Raw genomic sequence first — 16,354 nt, forward strand, 5'->3', positions numbered from 1 at the left:
ATTCACTTACTGGTTTTTTCGATCGGAAAGCGCGTGTCGCGCAGGCTGTCTTTGATTTTTTTGAGATGGGGGAGGAAGTCCTCACCGCGTCTCAAGGTGACCCCGGTGGCCAGCGCATCAATCAGCGTTAACTGGATCACTCGCGAGGTCATTGGCATGTAATGGTCGGTGTCTTCGGGCGTGGCGACATCCAGTGTGGCAGTACATTCGTTAGCCACCGGCGAATTGGGCGCAGTAATACCGAGCACTACCGCCCCTGCTTCGCGGGCCAGGCGGGCAATGTCCACCAGTTCTCGGGTGCGTCCCGTGTAGGAAATAATCACGACCACATCACCGGTATGGCAGGCGGCGGCGACCATACGCTGCATGAGTACATCGATGTAAGCCATCACCGGCAGGTTAAAGCGAAAGAACTTATGCTGGGCATCCTGGGCCACCGCGCCGGAGGCACCTAAGCCGAAAATATGGATCTGTTTGGCCTGGGTTAAGTAGTCGACCATACGCTCGACGGCGGCCATGTCGACTTCCCGCTGGGCTTCATCAAGAGCGGCGATAGTCGCGCCAAAAATCTTATGGGTATATTGGGTGACGGAGTCGCCAGGTTCCACGGCGCGCGTCACGTAGGGTGTGCCACCGGCTAGGCTTTGGGCGAGTTTGATTTTAAAATCGGGGTAGCCTTTAGCGCCAAAGTTGCGGCAAAAACGGTTCACCGTAGGTTCGCTGACGCTGGCCGCCTGAGCGAGGCTGGCAATGCTCAGGCTGGTAGCGACCGTCGGGTCTTCAAGAATGACATTAGCGACTTTACGCTCTGAGCGGTTGAGTTCTTCTAGACGATCGCGTAAACGGTCAAGTAAGTCATGCGCCATTAACGGTCTCCGTGTGGGTGGTAGATAAAAGCGGTTTCCAGTCGCTGCACCAGGACACAAATGCCTCATCAGGCAGCGGGCGGGCGTAGAAGTAACCTTGCGCAGCTTCACAGCCGATAGAGCTTAAATAGGCCGCCTGGGCTGAGTTCTCAATGCCTTCCGCCACCACATCGCAGCCGACGCTGTGGGCAAGCTGGGTAATGGTGCGGGCCAGTTCGCGGTCAATCGCGCTGGTTTCCAAATCCATGACAAAGGCGCGGTCGATTTTGAGCGTCGAGAAGGGCAGCGTTTTAATGTACGCCAGCGACGATTGGCCAGTGCCAAAATCGTCGATGGCAACCGCGATATTCATGTCGGCCAGCTGGGCAAGCTGCTGCTTGGCGTGGCTCATATCGCTCATCAGCCCAGATTCGGTCACCTCTAGGGCAAGAAAGCGTTCGGGAATTTGTTGCTGTGCTAAGCGGGCTAGCAGCTGCTGGGCGAAATCTTTGCGCATGAGTTGGCGGGTGGCGACATTCACCGCAATATGAAAATCGCCATTGAGCAGCCCCAGCGCCCGCCATTCAATGATATGGCGCATGGCCTCGTCTATTACCCAATCGCCTATCGAGAGAATATCACCGCTGGCCTCTGCAAGCGGTATAAACTCGCCCGGCGAGATAAGCCCGAGCTCTGGATGCTGCCAACGCAGCAACGCTTCCGCGCCGAGAATTTTATGGTTTGCCAGCGAGAGCTTGGGTTGGAAGGCAAGCGACATCTCGCCACGCTCGGTGGCACCGCGGATAGCCTGCTGCAGTTGCAGGCGATGTCGCTGTGTGGCTTCGAGCGCCGGTGTATAGCATTGCACAGACAGTGTCCCTTGCGGCGGCAGCGCTAGCGCGGCCATATGCACGAGTCTTTCAGTGTCAAAGTGTCGCTTTTCGCCACTAATACCAATGCGCGCACTGATGGGAAGCAGGAGCTCTCCCAGCGTCTGATCTTGTTCAAAACAGGCGAATAAGCGATCGGCCAAGGGCAGCAGTTTGGCAGGGTCAGCCGTCGGCGTAATCACGAGCAGTTCGCTACCGCCCCATAAGCCGAGCAAGCAGGCGGCGTCGAGCTGCTGGTGGAGCTGTTGACCGATAGCGTAGAGCAGCTGGTCAGCGACGGTATAACCGTGCAAACGGACCACGTCATCCAAACCGTCAAGGGCAATAAACAGAAGCCCGGCCCCCGAGGCTTGCAGGGCGGCCGCTTGCAGCGCCTGGTTTAATGCCCGTCGGTTGGGCAGTTGCGTAATCGGGTCGGTGCGTGATTGGCGATCAAGTTCTTGGGTACGCTTCGCGACCATGAGCTCTAGCGTATCGGCCTGCTTGTCGCGCACTTGGTAGCGGTGCTCAACGTCCAGAGTGATACGTATGCGCTGCAGGACTTCATCTTGCTTAAACGGCTTGGCAATAAAGTCGCGTACGCCCATGGCTAATGCCCGTTGCCGGGTAGCATCATCAATTTGGGCCGTCAGTACAATAATCGGGGGCATCTGCTCTGCAAAGTGACTTTGTAGCTCTTCAATCACCGCGTAGCCGTCTAAATAAGGCATGCGTATATCGAGTAGCAGCAAGTCCGGTCGCTGATGCTGGCAGTGCGCAAGCACTTGGCGTGAATCATCGATGCCATGTACATTGGCGAAACCGTATTCATCGAGTAGGTCGAGCATTAACTCGATATTAACGATGTTGTCGTCGACAATAAGCAGGTGTTTTTGGGTAAGGCTCATAGCTCCTTCCTTGGCGCAGCATTTAAGAGCTGGCTCAGCTTACGGCTTAGCTGTTCGATATCGATGGGTTTGGTCAGATAATCGCAAAATCCGGCCGCTAAGCCATAACGTAGGTCGCGCTCCATGGCGTTAGCAGACAAGGCAATCACCTTGATAGACTGAAGTAGGGGGTCTTGCTGCATCACGGTCAGGGCTTGATAACCGTTCATACCGGGTAAATTAATATCCATCAGCACTGCATCGGGTGTTGAACGACGCATAATGTCTAGCCCCAGTTCAGCGCTGATCACAGCCTGAAGCTGTATAGAAGGGAAGTCTTTCATCACCTCTTCCATCAGCCGTTGGTTGGCGGGGTTGTCTTCGATATAAAGCAGCTTAAAGCTGCGTTGGCTATCGGTATTCACTCTCACCCGTTCATTAGAGCTCGTGTTACTGGGTTCGTCATGTTGTTTAGCTAGCGGCAACGTAAACCAAAACGTTGAGCCTACTCCCAGCGTACTTTCAACCCCGATGCGCCCATGCATTTTGCTGACTAATTGACGGGTAATGGCTAAACCAATCCCTGTTCCTTCGATGGAATCATGCTCGGCCCCGAGGCGGTTAAACGGTTCAAACAACTCATGCTGGCGCTCAGTTGCAATGCCTTTTCCTGAATCATTAACGCTAATGCGCATTTCATCGATGAGTTGCGTGGCGGTAATGTCGATATTGCCCTGCGGGTCACTATATTTAATCGCATTTGAAAGAAGGTTAAGCAGTACTTGCTTGGTGCGGGTGTAATCGGCGGTTACCAGGCGGTGTGGCGTTGATGGCATGCGCGTTAATGTAATACCCGCGGCTTCGAAGTTGGCCTCAAGGGTGCTGCATGCGTCATCAATGACATTGGCCATTGCAATGGGCTCAATCGATAACGTCAGATGGCCGGCTTCGATTTTAGCCAGATCCAGCACCTCATTGATTAAGGTCAGTAAATGTTGGCCGCTGTTCTCAATTTGGCCGATCTGACGCCGCTGCTTTTCGTTCAGTGGGTCGCGGCGTCCTTTGCCCAGCAACTGCGAAAAGCCAATGATTGCGTTGAGCGGTGTACGCAGCTCATGGCTCATTGAGGAAAGAAATTGGCTTTTGGCTTGATTGGCTTTTTCAGCTTGATCTCTGGCCTTTGCCAAGTCTTCGGTCGCTTGCTCACGCTCAGCCATTTGGCTATACAAGTTGATGAGTAGTGAGCAGGTGTCGGTAAATGGTTGAAGCCAATCAAGCAGGGCTTGGTTCAATGGCTGCTTGCTGTTGGCGATAGCGTACATGCCTATTAGCTTATCGCTGCTAAAAATCGGCACGCCCAGATAATTGTGCAGAGGCGGATGCCCTGGCGGAAAGCCGCCGCGTTTAATGTGGCTGCCGACGTTGTTGGTCATGATGACCTCACCGTAGGCAAATACTTGACCCAGCAACGAGTTAGGGTTGCTGAGTGTCATATCGCCGTTACGCAGTCGCTCCATCAAGGTGCGCGACTCCTCGTTCCATGACAAATCGGTAATGGCATGAATTTTAAGTGCGTTAGTGGTATCGGTGGGCATGACCTCGCCAATCAGCGCGTAATCGCTATCGGTGAGTTCACGCAGCGCTTCCATTAAAAACACCCATAGCCGCTTCTCGGACATCAGCGCCTGGTAATCAGTAATCCCTTGATGGAGTACTTTGAGCAGTACCTGCTCCTTTTGCATCTTACCAGCGGTGCGGGTGAGCTCGACCTGTAGCTTATGTTGGCGGAGTAGCTCTTCTACCTGGCCGGCTAGACTGCCGAGTAGCTTTAAATCGCGCTCGCTAAAAGTGCGCGGCCGCCGGTCAATTAAGCACAGCGTACCCACCGCCATGCCATCTAATGGCCGCACCGGGTAGCCCGCATAAAAACGAATATGTGGCGTGCCGCCAACCAGGGGGTTGTCGGCAAACCGCTTATCTTGATGCGTGTCTTCAATCACTAACGGTGCATCATGGGCAATGGCATGAGCACAGAAAGACATCTCGCGGCTGGTTTCAGTCATATCCAGGCCGGGATGAGACTTAAACCACTGGCGCTCCTCGTCGATTAACGTCACAAGGGCAATCGGTACGTTAAACAGGTCCCGGGCTAACTGTGTCATACGTTCAAAAGCCGTCTCTACGGGAGTGTCAAGGACCTGTAGAGCATGCAAAGCCGCCAGGCGCTGTGTTTCATTAAAAGGAGTGTCTGGGGCTTGCATGTGATTCCGGCGCAGTGAATGGATCAAAATACCTTACGGATCTTATACCAATGGTTAACTAAATATCGGACATTAACTAGCAATCTTTAGCCAAGCCTTAACAGTTTTATCAGCCAGCGTCGGTAAGGCGGGTAGATAACATGACTAGCGGCTTGTTTAGATTGATAAAAACCCCCACGCAAATGGCTAAACCGGGTAAAGCCATGGCGGCCATGATAAGCACCCATGCCGCTCTCGCCTACACCGCCAAAGGGCAGTGAATGGACCGCGTGGTGAAGCAGGGTGGCGTTAAAGACCAGCGCGCCCGAGCGAGTAGTGCGCAGTAGTTGATGCTGCAAAGCGTTGTCGCGAGTAAACGCATAAAGCGCCAAAGGATGGGGGCGGGCATTGACATAGTCGATGGCAGCTTGCATATCACTAACGCCGATCACAGGAAGGCAGCGACCAAAAATTTCTTTGCGCATTATCTGCAGGCCCTGGTGGGGGTCGATAATCAGTGCGGGGGCATGGTCTCCGTGGTCAATGATTCTACACCCATGGTTGCCAGCTTCTTCTAACATGGCATCGATTCGCTGCTGGTGGGCAGTGTTGATGGCGTCAGTGGCTGCATGGTCGTTGGGTCGCTGCTGCTGAATAGCGTGACTTAGTGCCTGAGTTAAGGCGCTAATATGGCGGCTTTCCACTAGGACATAGTCGGGGGCGATACAGGTTTGCCCACCGTTCATGCCCTTGCCAAAAATGATAGCCGCTGCCGCTCTGTCCAGATCCGCATCGCCTGCCACGATGGCCGGCGATTTGCCGCCAAGCTCTAGCGTCGTGGGGGTTAAATTTGCCGCTGCTGCCTGGGCGACTTGGCGTCCTGCTGCGGCAGAGCCAGTGAACAGCAAATGATCGAAGGGCAATTCGCTAAAGCGACGGGCAATCTCCACATCGCCCTCCACCACACATAGCTCTTCCGGGGTGAAATATTGCTCCACTAGCTGGCGCAGCAGAGCGCTGGTGGCTGGCGTGTGCTCGCTAGGCTTGAGCATCACCACATTGCCCGCTGCGAACGCATCCACTACCGGCATTAGCGCCAAGCTCCAGGGATAGTTCCAGGGCGACATCACGCCAACAACGCCCAGCGGTTGGGGCGCAATACGGGCACGGGCGGGCATCAGCCGCCAGGGCATACCGACCGACCACGGGCGCATCCAATGCCACAGGCGAAGCCTGGTGTGGCGAATAGCCTGGAGCACGGCGCCGATTTCAGCCATGCGTATTTCGACATCGCTGCGGCGGCCAAAATCGCTTTGAATAGCGCTTATAATCTCAGCTCGATGGCGCTGGGTCATGCGCGCTAGCCGGGCCAAGCGGTCGCGTCGAACCTTGAGTGTTGGGTAGGGCGTTTGGTCGGCAGCTTGGCGCTGCGTTTTGAAGTCCCCCGTTAAGTCGCGCGTCATGACCTCTCCTAGTGCGCCGCTACCGGCGTGTGGCAATAACCCTGGCAGGTTCTGGGCTACCCTGCGCATGGTTTTTGTGGACTGTTTTTGTGGACTTTTTTTGTAACTGGTTTGTGTGAACGGCTTGTGTAAACGGTTCGTCTAGTCAGATAGTGTAAAGTGACACAAGCCATCTTATGCTGTGTTAGCTTCGCACTCTCTTTAGCCCCTAGCTTTTAGCCCCTATTTTTTAGCCCTAGCTCCACACTTTTAGCCTTACATTGCCTGGAAGGTGCTATGCCGTTAAGCCCACTCTCGTTAACTATATTACCCACCATTGGGGCCGTCACGGCAAGCCAATGGGATTCACTGGTGGATCATGATCAACCCTTTTTGCGCCACGCGTTTTTGTACGCGCTTGAAGCCAGTGGTTCCGCCAGTGAAGCAACTGGCTGGGAGCCTTGCCATCTGAGTGTATGGCAAGATGAGCAATTGGTCGCGGCAATGCCCATGTATCGTAAACATCACTCTTACGGGGAGTATGTGTTTGATTGGGGCTGGGCTGAGGCACTGGAGCGCGCCGGTGGTCGCTACTATCCGAAAGCACTCAGTGCCGTGCCTTTCACCCCGGTGCCAGGGGCTCGCACGCTCATCGCCAAGCACGCCAATGCGGGGGTGGTGCGTGCCATACTGGCCGAGGCATGGCGTGAACAGTGTCAACGCCTTGAGCTTTCCAGCTGGCACTTGCTGTTTGCCGACGAGGCCGATGTCAGTGCCTGGCAGGCGCAGTGCCCAGAGCTAATCACTCGTGAAGGCGTGCAGTTTCAGTGGCGTGATCGCGGCTTTGGTGATTTTGATGGCTTTCTCGCTAGCCTGACCTCAAAACGGCGTAAGATGATCAAACGCGAGCGGCGTCTAGTCGCTGAGCAAGGCTTGACGGTGAGGCGGTTAGAAGGGGACGCTATTACGCCAGCAGCAATGGCGCACTTTTTTCATTGTTATACGATCACCTACCACGAGCGTGGTCGCCCGCCTTATCTTAACCATGATTTTTTTGAACGTTTGCGCCAAGCCATGCCTGAGGCATTGGTGCTGGTACAGGCTTATATCGGTGAGCGCCCGGTGGCGGCAGCGCTGTATTTCCGTGGCGCTAATAGCCTGTATGGACGCTATTGGGGAAGCGAAATCGTCGCGGACTGCCTGCATTTTGAGGTCTGTTATTACCAAGGCATTGAGTACTGTTTGCAGAACGGTTTAACGTTGTTTGACCCCGGTACCCAAGGTGAGCATAAATTGGTGCGTGGTTTTGCCCCCCAGCGAGTCCGCTCGTTGCACTACATTAGCCATCCTGGGCTGGCTGCAGGCGTTGCTCAGTTTTGTCACCAAGAGGGCGAGCAGGTCAGCGCCTACCGTGAGGCGGCTCATCAAGCCCTGCCCTTTAAATAAACCGCTACTCGCTGGTGTTGGTCCTTAATGGCATAATGCGCGCCGACAAAGCCGAGTTGATCCTTGTTCGTTTACGCCACCTTGTGAAGTTTAACGCCATGCAGTTTAAACACCGCAGACCGACCGCAGGAGAGCAGCGATGCGCAAATGGCTAGTGATAACGCTGCTGGCCGTGTTGGCACTGCTCCAGTACGAATTATGGCTGGGCAACGGCGGCTGGAGAGATTTACAGAACGTGGAGCAACGCGTTGCTGTGCAAGAGGCCGCCAACGTGCCCATGCGCGAGCGCAATGCGCGGCTGGCGGCCGAAGTGACGGATTTAAAAACCGGTTTGGATGCGATTGAAGAGCGGGCGCGCAGCGATATGGGCATGGTGCGCACCGACGAGCAATTCTTTTGGGTGCCGGGTGTAGCGATTGAAAATGAGCTGATCGGTATTAATGCAGGACTAGTCGCGCACAAGGAGCCGCCGCAGTGAGCCAAACGTGGCTAGTGGTACCTGCAGCTGGGCAAGGGCGTCGTATGGGCGCCGATAAGCCCAAACAGTATTTACGCTTGGCGGACCGGTCGATACTGCAGCATACGCTCGCGCGGCTACATGACGCTTTTCCGGACGCGCGCTTGGTGCTGTGTTTAGACGATGATGATCATTGGTTTGTGCCGCAATGGGTACCGTTTAGCGACTGGACGCGGGTGCGCGGTGGCCACGAGCGCATGGACAGCGTCTTGAATGCCCTGCATGCCATTAAAGCCCAAGACGACGATATTGTCTTGGTGCACGATGTGGCCCGCCCCTGTATTACCACGGACGACCTGCACGCGCTTTATCAAGCCGCCGCTACCCACCCTGGTGGCGCCCTGCTGGCAATGCCAGTAGCAGACACCATGAAGCGCGCTGATGCAAAGGGATTGAGTACGCGTACCGAGCCGCGTGATGGGTTATGGCACGCGCTAACGCCCCAAGGGTTTCGCTATGCGCTGCTGCGTCGTGCGCTGGAAACCGCCCGCCGTCAGAATACCTTAGTGACCGATGAAGCCTCGGCGGTTGAAGCTCTGGGAGAGTACCCTCAACTGGTCAGCGGGCGACGTGATAATTTAAAAATTACTCACCCGGACGACTTAGCCCTGGCTGCTGCCATAATGGCCGCCCAAACCAATTGCACGCTAGCAAGGAGCCATTGATGCGTATTGGCCATGGATTCGATGTACACCGTTTTGGCCCTGGCGATCATTTAATGATCGGGGGTGTTAAGTTGCCATTTGAGCAGGGCTTTGTCGCTCACTCCGATGGGGATGTGCTGTTGCACGCCATCAGTGACGCGCTGTTGGGCGCCTGTGCGCTAGGCGATATTGGTCACCATTTCCCCGATACCGACCCCGCCTGGGCTGGCGCGGATAGCCGTGAGCTACTGCGCCACGTGGTGAGCCTGGTACAAAAACAGGGCTATGGCGTGGTCAATATCGACGCCACGGTAATGGCCCAAGCACCTAAAATGGCGCCGCATATAGAGGCAATACGAGCCGTTATTGCCACTGATCTAGGGGTTTCGCTAGGTCACGTCAATGTCAAAGCCACCACCACTGAGCGTTTAGGTTTCACCGGTCGTGGTGAGGGCATTGCCGCTGAAGCGGTGGTGCTGGTTAACCGCTTAGAGACACTCAATGATTAATATGCCCGTTTGGCAGCGCTGCCTAGATGCTCAATTTGGTCCGCCCAGACCAGGCGAGTACCGAGCTCAGCCGGAAGATTTTTGGGTCGATGAGCAGCTCGATTTTACCCCCGAGGCCCATGGTGAACATCTCTGGCTGCGCGTTGAAAAGCGCAACCAAACCACGTTAGATGTCGTTAACATATTAAGTCGGCTGTGTGGCGTAACGCCCCGCGATATTGGCTATTCCGGCATGAAAGACCGTATTGCGGTTACGCGTCAGTGGCTGAGTGTGCATTTGCCCGGCCGTGACGCGCCCCGAGAGCTCGAGCAGTCGCTTAATGCGTTGGGTATTACTGTTGTTGAGCAGGCGCGCCACCCACGTAAGTTGAAGCGTGGTGTTCACCGCACTAACCGTTTTGTGTTGCGCCTGAGCGGTGAGGCCGTTGAAAGCGAAGATTTTGTCAGCCGCTGGGAAGCCCTTTGTCAGCATGGCGTGCCTAACTATTTTGGCCCTCAGCGCTTTGGTCATGAGGGGCGAAATCTCCAACGCGCCGAGGCATTACTTAACCGAGGTTGGCGTAAACGCGATGATCGGCAAGGTATGATGCTCTCCACAGCGCGTAGCTTTTTGTTCAACGAGTTGCTCAGCACGCGCTTAGCGGATGGCACTTGGAGTCAGCCCCTTGCTGGCGATACCTTAATGCTGGACGGTACACAAAGCGTATTTAGCATTGATACTATCGATGCAACGCTGGACACGCGCGCCGCTGAGCTGGATGTTCACCCCACCGGGGTGCTTTGGGGCGTTGGCGAGCCTAGCCTGGGTGATGCTGCTCGCTATGAGGCGCAGCTCTTGCAGCACTATCCCGGTCTATGCGATGGCTTAGCGCGCAGTGGGGTTAAGCAGGCGCGCCGGGCGCTGCGCATGCGCTTGCTTGACCCTGAGCTAACGTGGCAGGCGGACAGCGCACAACTCTCATTTGCGCTGCCACGCGGAAGCTTCGCAACGGCCGTGCTGAGTGAGTTGATGGCGGTGAGCTGATTCAGCCGCCAGCGTTCCTTCAGGTCAGTATATTGAGGGTTGGTAAAAGCGATGGATATAAGTCATTACGTTTCGCGCTTATGATTTTTGTCTTCAAGAACTTTTGTCGTCAAGAACGGGGAGACCACTATGCGGCGATTGCTGCTTTCAAATGATGATGGTGTGCACGCCCCTGGTTTGCGTGCGCTGCACGATGCGTTGTTGGCCTACGCGAACATTCGTGTGGTTGCCCCTGACCGTGACCGTAGCGGCGCTAGTAACTCGTTGACCTTGACTCGTCCACTGTCGTTAATACCGTTGGATAACGGCTTTTACAGCGTTGACGGCACCCCCGCCGACTGTGTTTATTTAGGCGTTAATGGGGTATGGGACGAAAAGCCAGATTTGGTGATCTCCGGAATTAATCACGGCGGTAATTTAGGCGACGATGTGCTCTACTCGGGCACGGTGGCGGCGGCCATGGAAGGGCGCAATTTAGGCATGACCGCGATAGCCATGTCGCTGTGTGGCGAACGTCACTTTGCGACGGCGGGCAGAGTGGCTGCTACCTTGATCGGCGCTGCGGATCAGCTGTCACTTCCGCCGCGCACGTTGTTGAATGTCAATGTGCCCGACGTGCCCTGGGAAGACATTAAAGGCGTTAAGGTGACTCGCCTGGGCTATCGCGGCCCGGCAGAAAAGCCGCTAGAAGTACAGGACCCGCGTGGGCGCAAGCGCTACTGGATAGCCCCGGTAGCGGCGAATGCCGATGACGGTGAAGATACCGACTTTGCCGCCGTTGAGGCGGGCTATATCTCGATTACCCCCTTACAAACAGATCTGACGCGTCACCCCGCGCTTCACGATGTGCAGGATTGGTTGGATGTTTTTGCCTGACATTTCACCCGGCGAGCTGCGGGGTCGCGGCATGACCTCCCAGCGTACCCGTGACCGTATGGTTGAGCGCCTTATGCAGCAAGGCATTAACGATGCCCGCGTGCTAGAGGTCATGGCCAGCGAGCCGCGTCACCTATTTGTTGATGAAGCGCTGGCCCATCGCGCCTACGAAGACACCGCGTTGCCGATTGGTTTTGGTCAAACCTTATCGCAACCGTTGACCGTGGCTCGCATGACGGAACTTGTGGTGCGCGCCGGACCGCGCCGGGTGTTGGAGCTGGGCACAGGGTCCGGCTACCAGACGTTATTATTGTCGCGTTTGGTAGAGCGGCTTTATTCCATTGAACGGATAAGCGCGTTGCACGAGCGAGCAGTGGCGCGCCTGCGTCGGCTAGATGCCCCAGCCACGTTGGCGGTGGCTGACGGTGGTTATGGATGGCCTGAAGTCGCGCCGTTTGACGTCATTTTATTAACCGCCTGCGCCCAGACGCTGCCGACCGCACTATTAGAGCAATTGAGCCGCGATGGGGTATTAATTGCCCCGTTGGAAGAACCCGATGGCAGTCAGTGGCTTACTCAAGTAAAACGCATTGGCAGTGCCTTTGAGAAACGTCGGCTTGAGCCCGTACGTTTTGTACCTTTGCTACAAGGAGTAGTGGATTGAAGCGGCAACCCTTGGGAATATTTTTACGAGGCGCAGGGATGGGCGCCGCCGACGCAGTTCCCGGCGTATCGGGGGGCACCATTGCGTTTATTAGCGGTATTTACGAAGAGCTGATTCATACCATCAAGCAATTCGGTCCCAGTGCCATTGGCGCATGGCGCCAAGGCGGTTGGCGAGGGCTCAGTAAGCATCTAAATCTTGCTTTTCTGGTGCCGCTACTGGCCGGGGTGGTGGTTAGCTTGTTCAGCGTTGCACATTTGGCGCTTTGGCTAATGGAGGCGCACCCGCTGCTGCTCGATGGCTTCTTTTTCGGCTTGGTGGCGGCGTCGGCATTAGTCGTGGGTCAGGCGGGTAGCGGTTGGAAACTGTGGTACTTGGTGCCGCTATTGGCGGGATTATGGTTGGCTCAAGCGTTGCCTGGCATGATGCCGCTGGTGTTATTAATTGGTAATAAAGCGGTAGTCGTCATAGTGGCAGGCTGTATAGCGATTAGTGCCATGCTGTTGCCGGGGGTGTCAGGCAGCTTTCTGTTGCTGACCATGGGCCTCTACGGCACCATCATGGGAGCGATACGCAGCCTCGACCTTGGCATTATTGCGCTGTTTGGAATTGGTTGTATGGTGGGCTTGGCGCTTTTTTCGCGGCTGTTATCATGGCTTTTACGGCGTCATCGCACGCCAACCATGCAGCTGTTACTAGGCTTTATCGTCGGTTCGCTGCCGATTCTCTGGCCGTGGCGCGAATTGTTACGCTACCAGATGGGTCCCGCAGGACAAATGATCCCGCTGGAACACCGTTATTTACTGCCCGCTGACTATGCCGTACTGACCGGTGCCTCGGCACAAGTGGCAGGCGTGGTTGCGTTAATGGTCGTCGGTGCACTGATCGTTGTGTTACTCAATCGACGTGCAGACCGTAAGCCAATCGATACCCAGCTTGGCGCTGAAAAGGAGTAAAGGTTAGATGTGTAAAGGTTATATATACAAGGTGTTGATGATGTCAGCGCTGGCATCGGCGCTGGTTGGCTGTGCAAGCCAGCAGGGTGGAGGCCCCCAGGTGCGTGATTTAAGCGCCGCGAGCCAGGCGGTGGAAAGCTCGCCCCAATACACGGTCAAAGCCGGCGATACCCTGTATGGAATTGCCTGGCAGCACAATTTGGATTATCGCGAACTTGCCGCGATTAATAATATTGAGGCGCCTTACCAAATTCGCCCTGGGCAAACGATTGCCCTGCGCGAAGGAGTCTCTTCCACGGGAAGTGATCAGCCACCTGCGGTGAATAACGCCTCAGCGAGTGGTGCCGTCGCCACTGGTTTGAGCACACAGACAGCCTCTGTGGCCAGTGATGAACAAGAACTGGATTGGTTGATGCCCGACGAATCAGCGATTCAGCGCAACAAACGCCTGACGGCTGAGCGAGAAGCCCTCGATACGGCAGAGCAGGTGGCCGACTCATCAGCTAGCAACGAGGCGTCTGAGTCGTCACCTGACGCTGAAGTGGTGGCTGCGGCATCTGAGCGGCAAGAGCCCGACGCTGAGCCAGCGCCCCAGCCCCAGCCAGCGCCACAGCCGCAGCCCGAACCCGCGCCAGAAGAGCCCTCTGCCCGTCAGACGGCTAGTGAAGATCGTGCATCAAGAACCTATACCCCAGCCGACACCATCGACTGGCAATGGCCGGCGACTGGCAATGTGGTGGGTGAGTTTGGACAGGGCGATAGCATCACCGCTGGGATTGATATCACCGGTGAAAAGGGGCAACCTATAAAGGCAGCCGGCCCCGGCATTGTGGTTTATGCAGGCAGCGGGGTAAGGGGTTACGGCAATCTAATCCTTCTCAAACACAACGACCAATTCCTGAGCGCGTACGCGCACAATGACAGCTTACGGGTCAGTGAAAATGATGTTGTAGAAGCAGGTGAAGTCATTGCCACTATGGGCGATAGCGATGCTGAAAACGTCAGGCTTCACTTTGAGGTACGCCGCGATGGGCAACCTCAAGATCCCTTGGACTTTTTGCCTTCCCGCTAACGCTCATATTAGTAGCGTGGGAAACAGCGTTTAATGTAGATGTTGCTCGAATCGTTGTATTGGAGCGTCATATAACAATAGTCATATAACAATAACGCTGTGCGCTCTGGCGCTCAGCTTTGCTTTTCTCAATGGCGGGTAGGCGACAAACGAGGGGTAAAGCCATGAGTATGTTGGAGAAAGATCTACAGGAAGTTGACCTGGATGCTGTGGAAACGGCGCTTGAAGATACCGAAGATGACGTTACGGTGGAAGAAGATGCTTTTGAAAAAGCGCTAGGGCGTGAGGATCGTCAATCGACCCAAAGCTTGGATGCAACGCAAATCTACCTCAACGAAATCGGTTTTTCGCCACTTTTAACACCAGAAGAGGAAGTCTACTACGGTCGCCTGGCGCGTAAAGGCGACACGATGGGTCGCTCGCGGATGATTGAGTCCAACTTGCGGCTGGTAGTCAAAATCGCCCGGCGTTATCTAAACCGGGGGCTGACGCTACTGGATCTGATTGAAGAGGGCAATTTAGGCTTGATTCGCGCGGTAGAAAAGTTTGACCCCGAGCGTGGGTTCCGGTTTTCAACCTATGCGACGTGGTGGATACGTCAGACTATCGAACGGGCGCTTATGAACCAAACGCGCACGATCCGTTTGCCCATTCATGTCGTCAAAGAGCTTAATGTTTACCTGCGCGCGGCGCGTGAGTTAACCCAAAAGTTTGACCACGAGGCCACCGCCGAAGAGATCGCCGACCACCTGGATAAACCGGTTGGGGTGGTAAAGAAAATGCTTGGCCTTAACGAGCGGGTCTCGTCGGTTGATTACCCCATGGGTGGCGAGAGCGATAAGCCGCTAATTGATACGTTAGCTGACGACGAAGTACAAGGCCCCGAAGCCTGCCTTGTGGATGGCGATGTTAAAGAGCACGTTGACCTGTGGCTGGATGAGCTGAGCGAAAAGCAGCGCGAAGTGGTTGCGCGCAGGTTTGGCTTGCGTGGCCACGAATCGGCGACTCTTGAAGAAGTGGGCGCCGAAATTGGCTTAACCCGCGAGCGTGTCCGCCAGATCCAAGTAGAAGCCCTTAAGAAGCTGCGTCGTTCGCTGGAAAAGCAGGGACTCTCTTTGGAAGCCCTGTTTGAGACATAAGCGCGAGATAAGCAAAGCAACAATTGTGTGACCCCTATAAGCCGGGCGAGGACCACTAGGTGCTTTCCCGGTTTTTTAATATTGAACGTTTTCGTCGATTAGGTAAGTGAGACAACACATGCGCCCCCTTGTGGCCGATATTGATTTGGACGCGCTACGTCATAACTATCAATTGGCGTGTCGCTGCGCGCCGCAAAGCCATTCAGTGGCGGTGATTAAAGCTGACGCCTATGGCCACGGCGCGCTAGCTTGCGCCCAGGCGCTGCAAAATCAAGCGCCTGCCTTTGCCGTTGCCAGCATCGAAGAGGCCCTCACGCTGCGCCAGGGCGGCATTGCCCAGCCCATTGTGTTGCTCGAAGGCATCTTTAGCGCCGATGAGCTGCCGCTGGTCGACCACTATGGCTTTTGGATCGCGGTCCATAGCCAATGGCAAGTCGATGTTCTGCTGTCAGCGACCCCGCGTGAGCCTATTCCAGTGTGGCTAAAGGTCGATTCGGGGATGCATCGCTTGGGCTTTGCGCCAAATGAAGCCGCTGCTATCTGGCGTCAGCTTAGCGCATCGCCAAGTGTGGCCCAGCTCCACTTAATGAGCCACTTCGCGACCGCTGATGCCCGCAGCAGTGACTATTTCCACCAGCAAATGGCGACGCTCCAGGCACTTGCCAGTGAACTCAAGGCGCCGCTATGCTTAGCCAACTCGCCGGCCACCTTAGCGTGGCCGATCGCCCACGGTGACTGGAACCGGCCCGGCATAATGCTCTATGGCAGCGATCCCCTGGAAGTGCCCAATGCCATTACCCAGCAGCTGCGCCCGGTAATGACCCTGCGTTCGGAAATCATTGCCCTACGTGATTTGGCGGCAGGCGAACCCGTTGGCTATAGCGGACGCTGGCGTGCACCGCGACCTTCGCGCATTGCCGTGGTCGCCTGCGGCTATGGCGATGGCTACGACCGCCATGCCGTAGATGGTACGCCGGTACTGGTCAATGGCCAGCGCTGTGTAATCGCCGGTAAAGTCTCGATGGACATGCTCACCGTTGATGTAACGGATGTCCCCGATGCTGCGATTGGCAGTGACGTTGTACTCTGGGGTACAGCCCGCAACGGTGAAGTACTGCCGATTGATGAAGTGGCGCGCTACTGCGATACGATTAGCTATACGCTGCTAACCGGGGTACTGCCAAGGGCGCCACGGCGTTATCATGGGCGTTCTGCATAAACGGT

General features: G+C 55.6%; 15 protein-coding genes. 11 read left to right on the forward strand and 4 right to left on the reverse strand.

The features are described 5' to 3' along the window. Positions 1 to 2: 2 nt before the first annotated feature. From hexR to RZA33_RS01360, 4 genes are all read right to left on the reverse strand, one after another. The gene (gene hexR / locus RZA33_RS01345) at positions 3 to 866 is read right to left on the reverse strand and encodes a transcriptional regulator HexR (RefSeq protein ID WP_317506045.1); all 864 of its coding nucleotides are present in this window, start codon (positions 864 to 866) and stop codon (positions 3 to 5) included. Continuing rightward, positions 856 to 2,622: a putative bifunctional diguanylate cyclase/phosphodiesterase gene (locus RZA33_RS01350; protein WP_317506046.1), complete on the reverse strand. Its 1,767-nt coding sequence runs from the start codon at positions 2,620 to 2,622 to the stop codon at positions 856 to 858. Before RZA33_RS01350 ends, hexR begins: the two co-directional genes overlap by 11 nt. Then, complete coding sequence (locus tag RZA33_RS01355; RefSeq protein ID WP_317506047.1) at positions 2,619 to 4,862, reverse strand: GAF domain-containing protein; 2,244 nt, start codon at positions 4,860 to 4,862, stop codon at positions 2,619 to 2,621. Before RZA33_RS01355 ends, RZA33_RS01350 begins: the two co-directional genes overlap by 4 nt. A gap of 86 nt (positions 4,863 to 4,948) precedes the next feature. Then, positions 4,949 to 6,304 carry an aldehyde dehydrogenase family protein gene (locus RZA33_RS01360; protein ID WP_317506048.1) on the reverse strand — a complete coding sequence of 452 codons (1,356 nt, stop codon included), beginning with the start codon at positions 6,302 to 6,304 and terminating at the stop codon, positions 4,949 to 4,951. Positions 6,305 to 6,580: 276 nt separating this feature from the next. Between RZA33_RS01360 and RZA33_RS01365 the strand changes: the two genes are divergently transcribed. The 11 genes from RZA33_RS01365 to alr all read left to right on the forward strand — a co-directional run bounded on the left by RZA33_RS01365 (position 6,581) and on the right by alr (position 16,349). After that, positions 6,581 to 7,729, forward strand: a complete 1,149-nt coding sequence (locus RZA33_RS01365) for a GNAT family N-acetyltransferase (RefSeq protein WP_317506049.1) — start codon at positions 6,581 to 6,583, stop codon at positions 7,727 to 7,729. A gap of 139 nt (positions 7,730 to 7,868) precedes the next feature. Further along, the gene (gene ftsB, locus RZA33_RS01370; RefSeq protein WP_317506050.1) at positions 7,869 to 8,207 is read left to right on the forward strand and encodes a cell division protein FtsB; all 339 of its coding nucleotides are present in this window, start codon (positions 7,869 to 7,871) and stop codon (positions 8,205 to 8,207) included. Further along, positions 8,204 to 8,911 carry a 2-C-methyl-D-erythritol 4-phosphate cytidylyltransferase gene (ispD, locus tag RZA33_RS01375; RefSeq protein ID WP_317506051.1) on the forward strand — a complete coding sequence of 236 codons (708 nt, stop codon included), beginning with the start codon at positions 8,204 to 8,206 and terminating at the stop codon, positions 8,909 to 8,911. The genes ftsB and ispD overlap by 4 nt, the downstream gene beginning before the upstream one ends. Continuing rightward, the gene (gene ispF / locus RZA33_RS01380) at positions 8,911 to 9,399 is read left to right on the forward strand and encodes a 2-C-methyl-D-erythritol 2,4-cyclodiphosphate synthase (RefSeq protein WP_317506052.1); all 489 of its coding nucleotides are present in this window, start codon (positions 8,911 to 8,913) and stop codon (positions 9,397 to 9,399) included. The genes ispD and ispF overlap by 1 nt, the downstream gene beginning before the upstream one ends. After that, a complete protein-coding gene (truD, locus tag RZA33_RS01385; protein WP_317506053.1) occupies positions 9,392 to 10,423 on the forward strand; it encodes a tRNA pseudouridine(13) synthase TruD in 1,032 nt (343 codons plus the stop codon). The genes ispF and truD overlap by 8 nt, the downstream gene beginning before the upstream one ends. A 129-nt stretch (positions 10,424 to 10,552) precedes the next feature. Then, positions 10,553 to 11,299, forward strand: a complete 747-nt coding sequence (gene surE, locus RZA33_RS01390) for a 5'/3'-nucleotidase SurE (RefSeq protein ID WP_317506054.1) — start codon at positions 10,553 to 10,555, stop codon at positions 11,297 to 11,299. After that, on the forward strand, positions 11,286 to 11,963 hold the full coding sequence (locus RZA33_RS01395) for a protein-L-isoaspartate(D-aspartate) O-methyltransferase (RefSeq protein WP_317506055.1): 678 nt from the start codon (positions 11,286 to 11,288) through the stop codon (positions 11,961 to 11,963). Before surE ends, RZA33_RS01395 begins: the two co-directional genes overlap by 14 nt. After that, a complete protein-coding gene (locus tag RZA33_RS01400; RefSeq protein ID WP_317506056.1) occupies positions 11,960 to 12,919 on the forward strand; it encodes a DUF368 domain-containing protein in 960 nt (319 codons plus the stop codon). The genes RZA33_RS01395 and RZA33_RS01400 overlap by 4 nt, the downstream gene beginning before the upstream one ends. A gap of 7 nt (positions 12,920 to 12,926) precedes the next feature. Further along, positions 12,927 to 13,991, forward strand: coding sequence for a peptidoglycan DD-metalloendopeptidase family protein (locus tag RZA33_RS01405; protein WP_317506057.1), 1,065 nt, complete (start codon positions 12,927 to 12,929; stop codon positions 13,989 to 13,991). Between the two features lie 164 nt (positions 13,992 to 14,155). Continuing rightward, a complete protein-coding gene (rpoS, locus tag RZA33_RS01410; RefSeq protein ID WP_317506058.1) occupies positions 14,156 to 15,130 on the forward strand; it encodes an RNA polymerase sigma factor RpoS in 975 nt (324 codons plus the stop codon). A gap of 118 nt (positions 15,131 to 15,248) precedes the next feature. Continuing rightward, on the forward strand, positions 15,249 to 16,349 hold the full coding sequence (gene alr, locus RZA33_RS01415) for an alanine racemase (protein ID WP_317506059.1): 1,101 nt from the start codon (positions 15,249 to 15,251) through the stop codon (positions 16,347 to 16,349). Positions 16,350 to 16,354: the final 5 nt, after the last annotated feature.

This window comes from Halovibrio sp. HP20-59 (genome assembly GCF_033052795.2).
GTDB lineage: Bacteria > Pseudomonadota > Gammaproteobacteria > Pseudomonadales > Halomonadaceae > Vreelandella.

Excerpts from the sequence above, each read along its gene's own strand:
- hexR (WP_317506045.1), bottom strand. The coding sequence starts at position 866 with ATGGCGCATGACTTACTTGACCGTTTACGCGATCGTCTAGAAGAACTC.
- RZA33_RS01350 (WP_317506046.1), bottom strand. The coding sequence starts at position 2,622 with ATGAGCCTTACCCAAAAACACCTGCTTATTGTCGACGACAACATCGTT.
- RZA33_RS01355 (WP_317506047.1), bottom strand. The coding sequence starts at position 4,862 with ATGCAAGCCCCAGACACTCCTTTTAATGAAACACAGCGCCTGGCGGCT.
- RZA33_RS01360 (WP_317506048.1), bottom strand. The coding sequence starts at position 6,304 with ATGACGCGCGACTTAACGGGGGACTTCAAAACGCAGCGCCAAGCTGCC.
- RZA33_RS01365 (WP_317506049.1), top strand. The coding sequence starts at position 6,581 with ATGCCGTTAAGCCCACTCTCGTTAACTATATTACCCACCATTGGGGCC.
- ftsB (WP_317506050.1), top strand. The coding sequence starts at position 7,869 with ATGCGCAAATGGCTAGTGATAACGCTGCTGGCCGTGTTGGCACTGCTC.
- ispF (WP_317506052.1), top strand. The coding sequence starts at position 8,911 with ATGCGTATTGGCCATGGATTCGATGTACACCGTTTTGGCCCTGGCGAT.
- truD (WP_317506053.1), top strand. The coding sequence starts at position 9,392 with ATGATTAATATGCCCGTTTGGCAGCGCTGCCTAGATGCTCAATTTGGT.
- surE (WP_317506054.1), top strand. The coding sequence starts at position 10,553 with ATGCGGCGATTGCTGCTTTCAAATGATGATGGTGTGCACGCCCCTGGT.
- RZA33_RS01395 (WP_317506055.1), top strand. The coding sequence starts at position 11,286 with ATGTTTTTGCCTGACATTTCACCCGGCGAGCTGCGGGGTCGCGGCATG.
- RZA33_RS01405 (WP_317506057.1), top strand. The coding sequence starts at position 12,927 with ATGTGTAAAGGTTATATATACAAGGTGTTGATGATGTCAGCGCTGGCA.
- rpoS (WP_317506058.1), top strand. The coding sequence starts at position 14,156 with ATGAGTATGTTGGAGAAAGATCTACAGGAAGTTGACCTGGATGCTGTG.
- alr (WP_317506059.1), top strand. The coding sequence starts at position 15,249 with ATGCGCCCCCTTGTGGCCGATATTGATTTGGACGCGCTACGTCATAAC.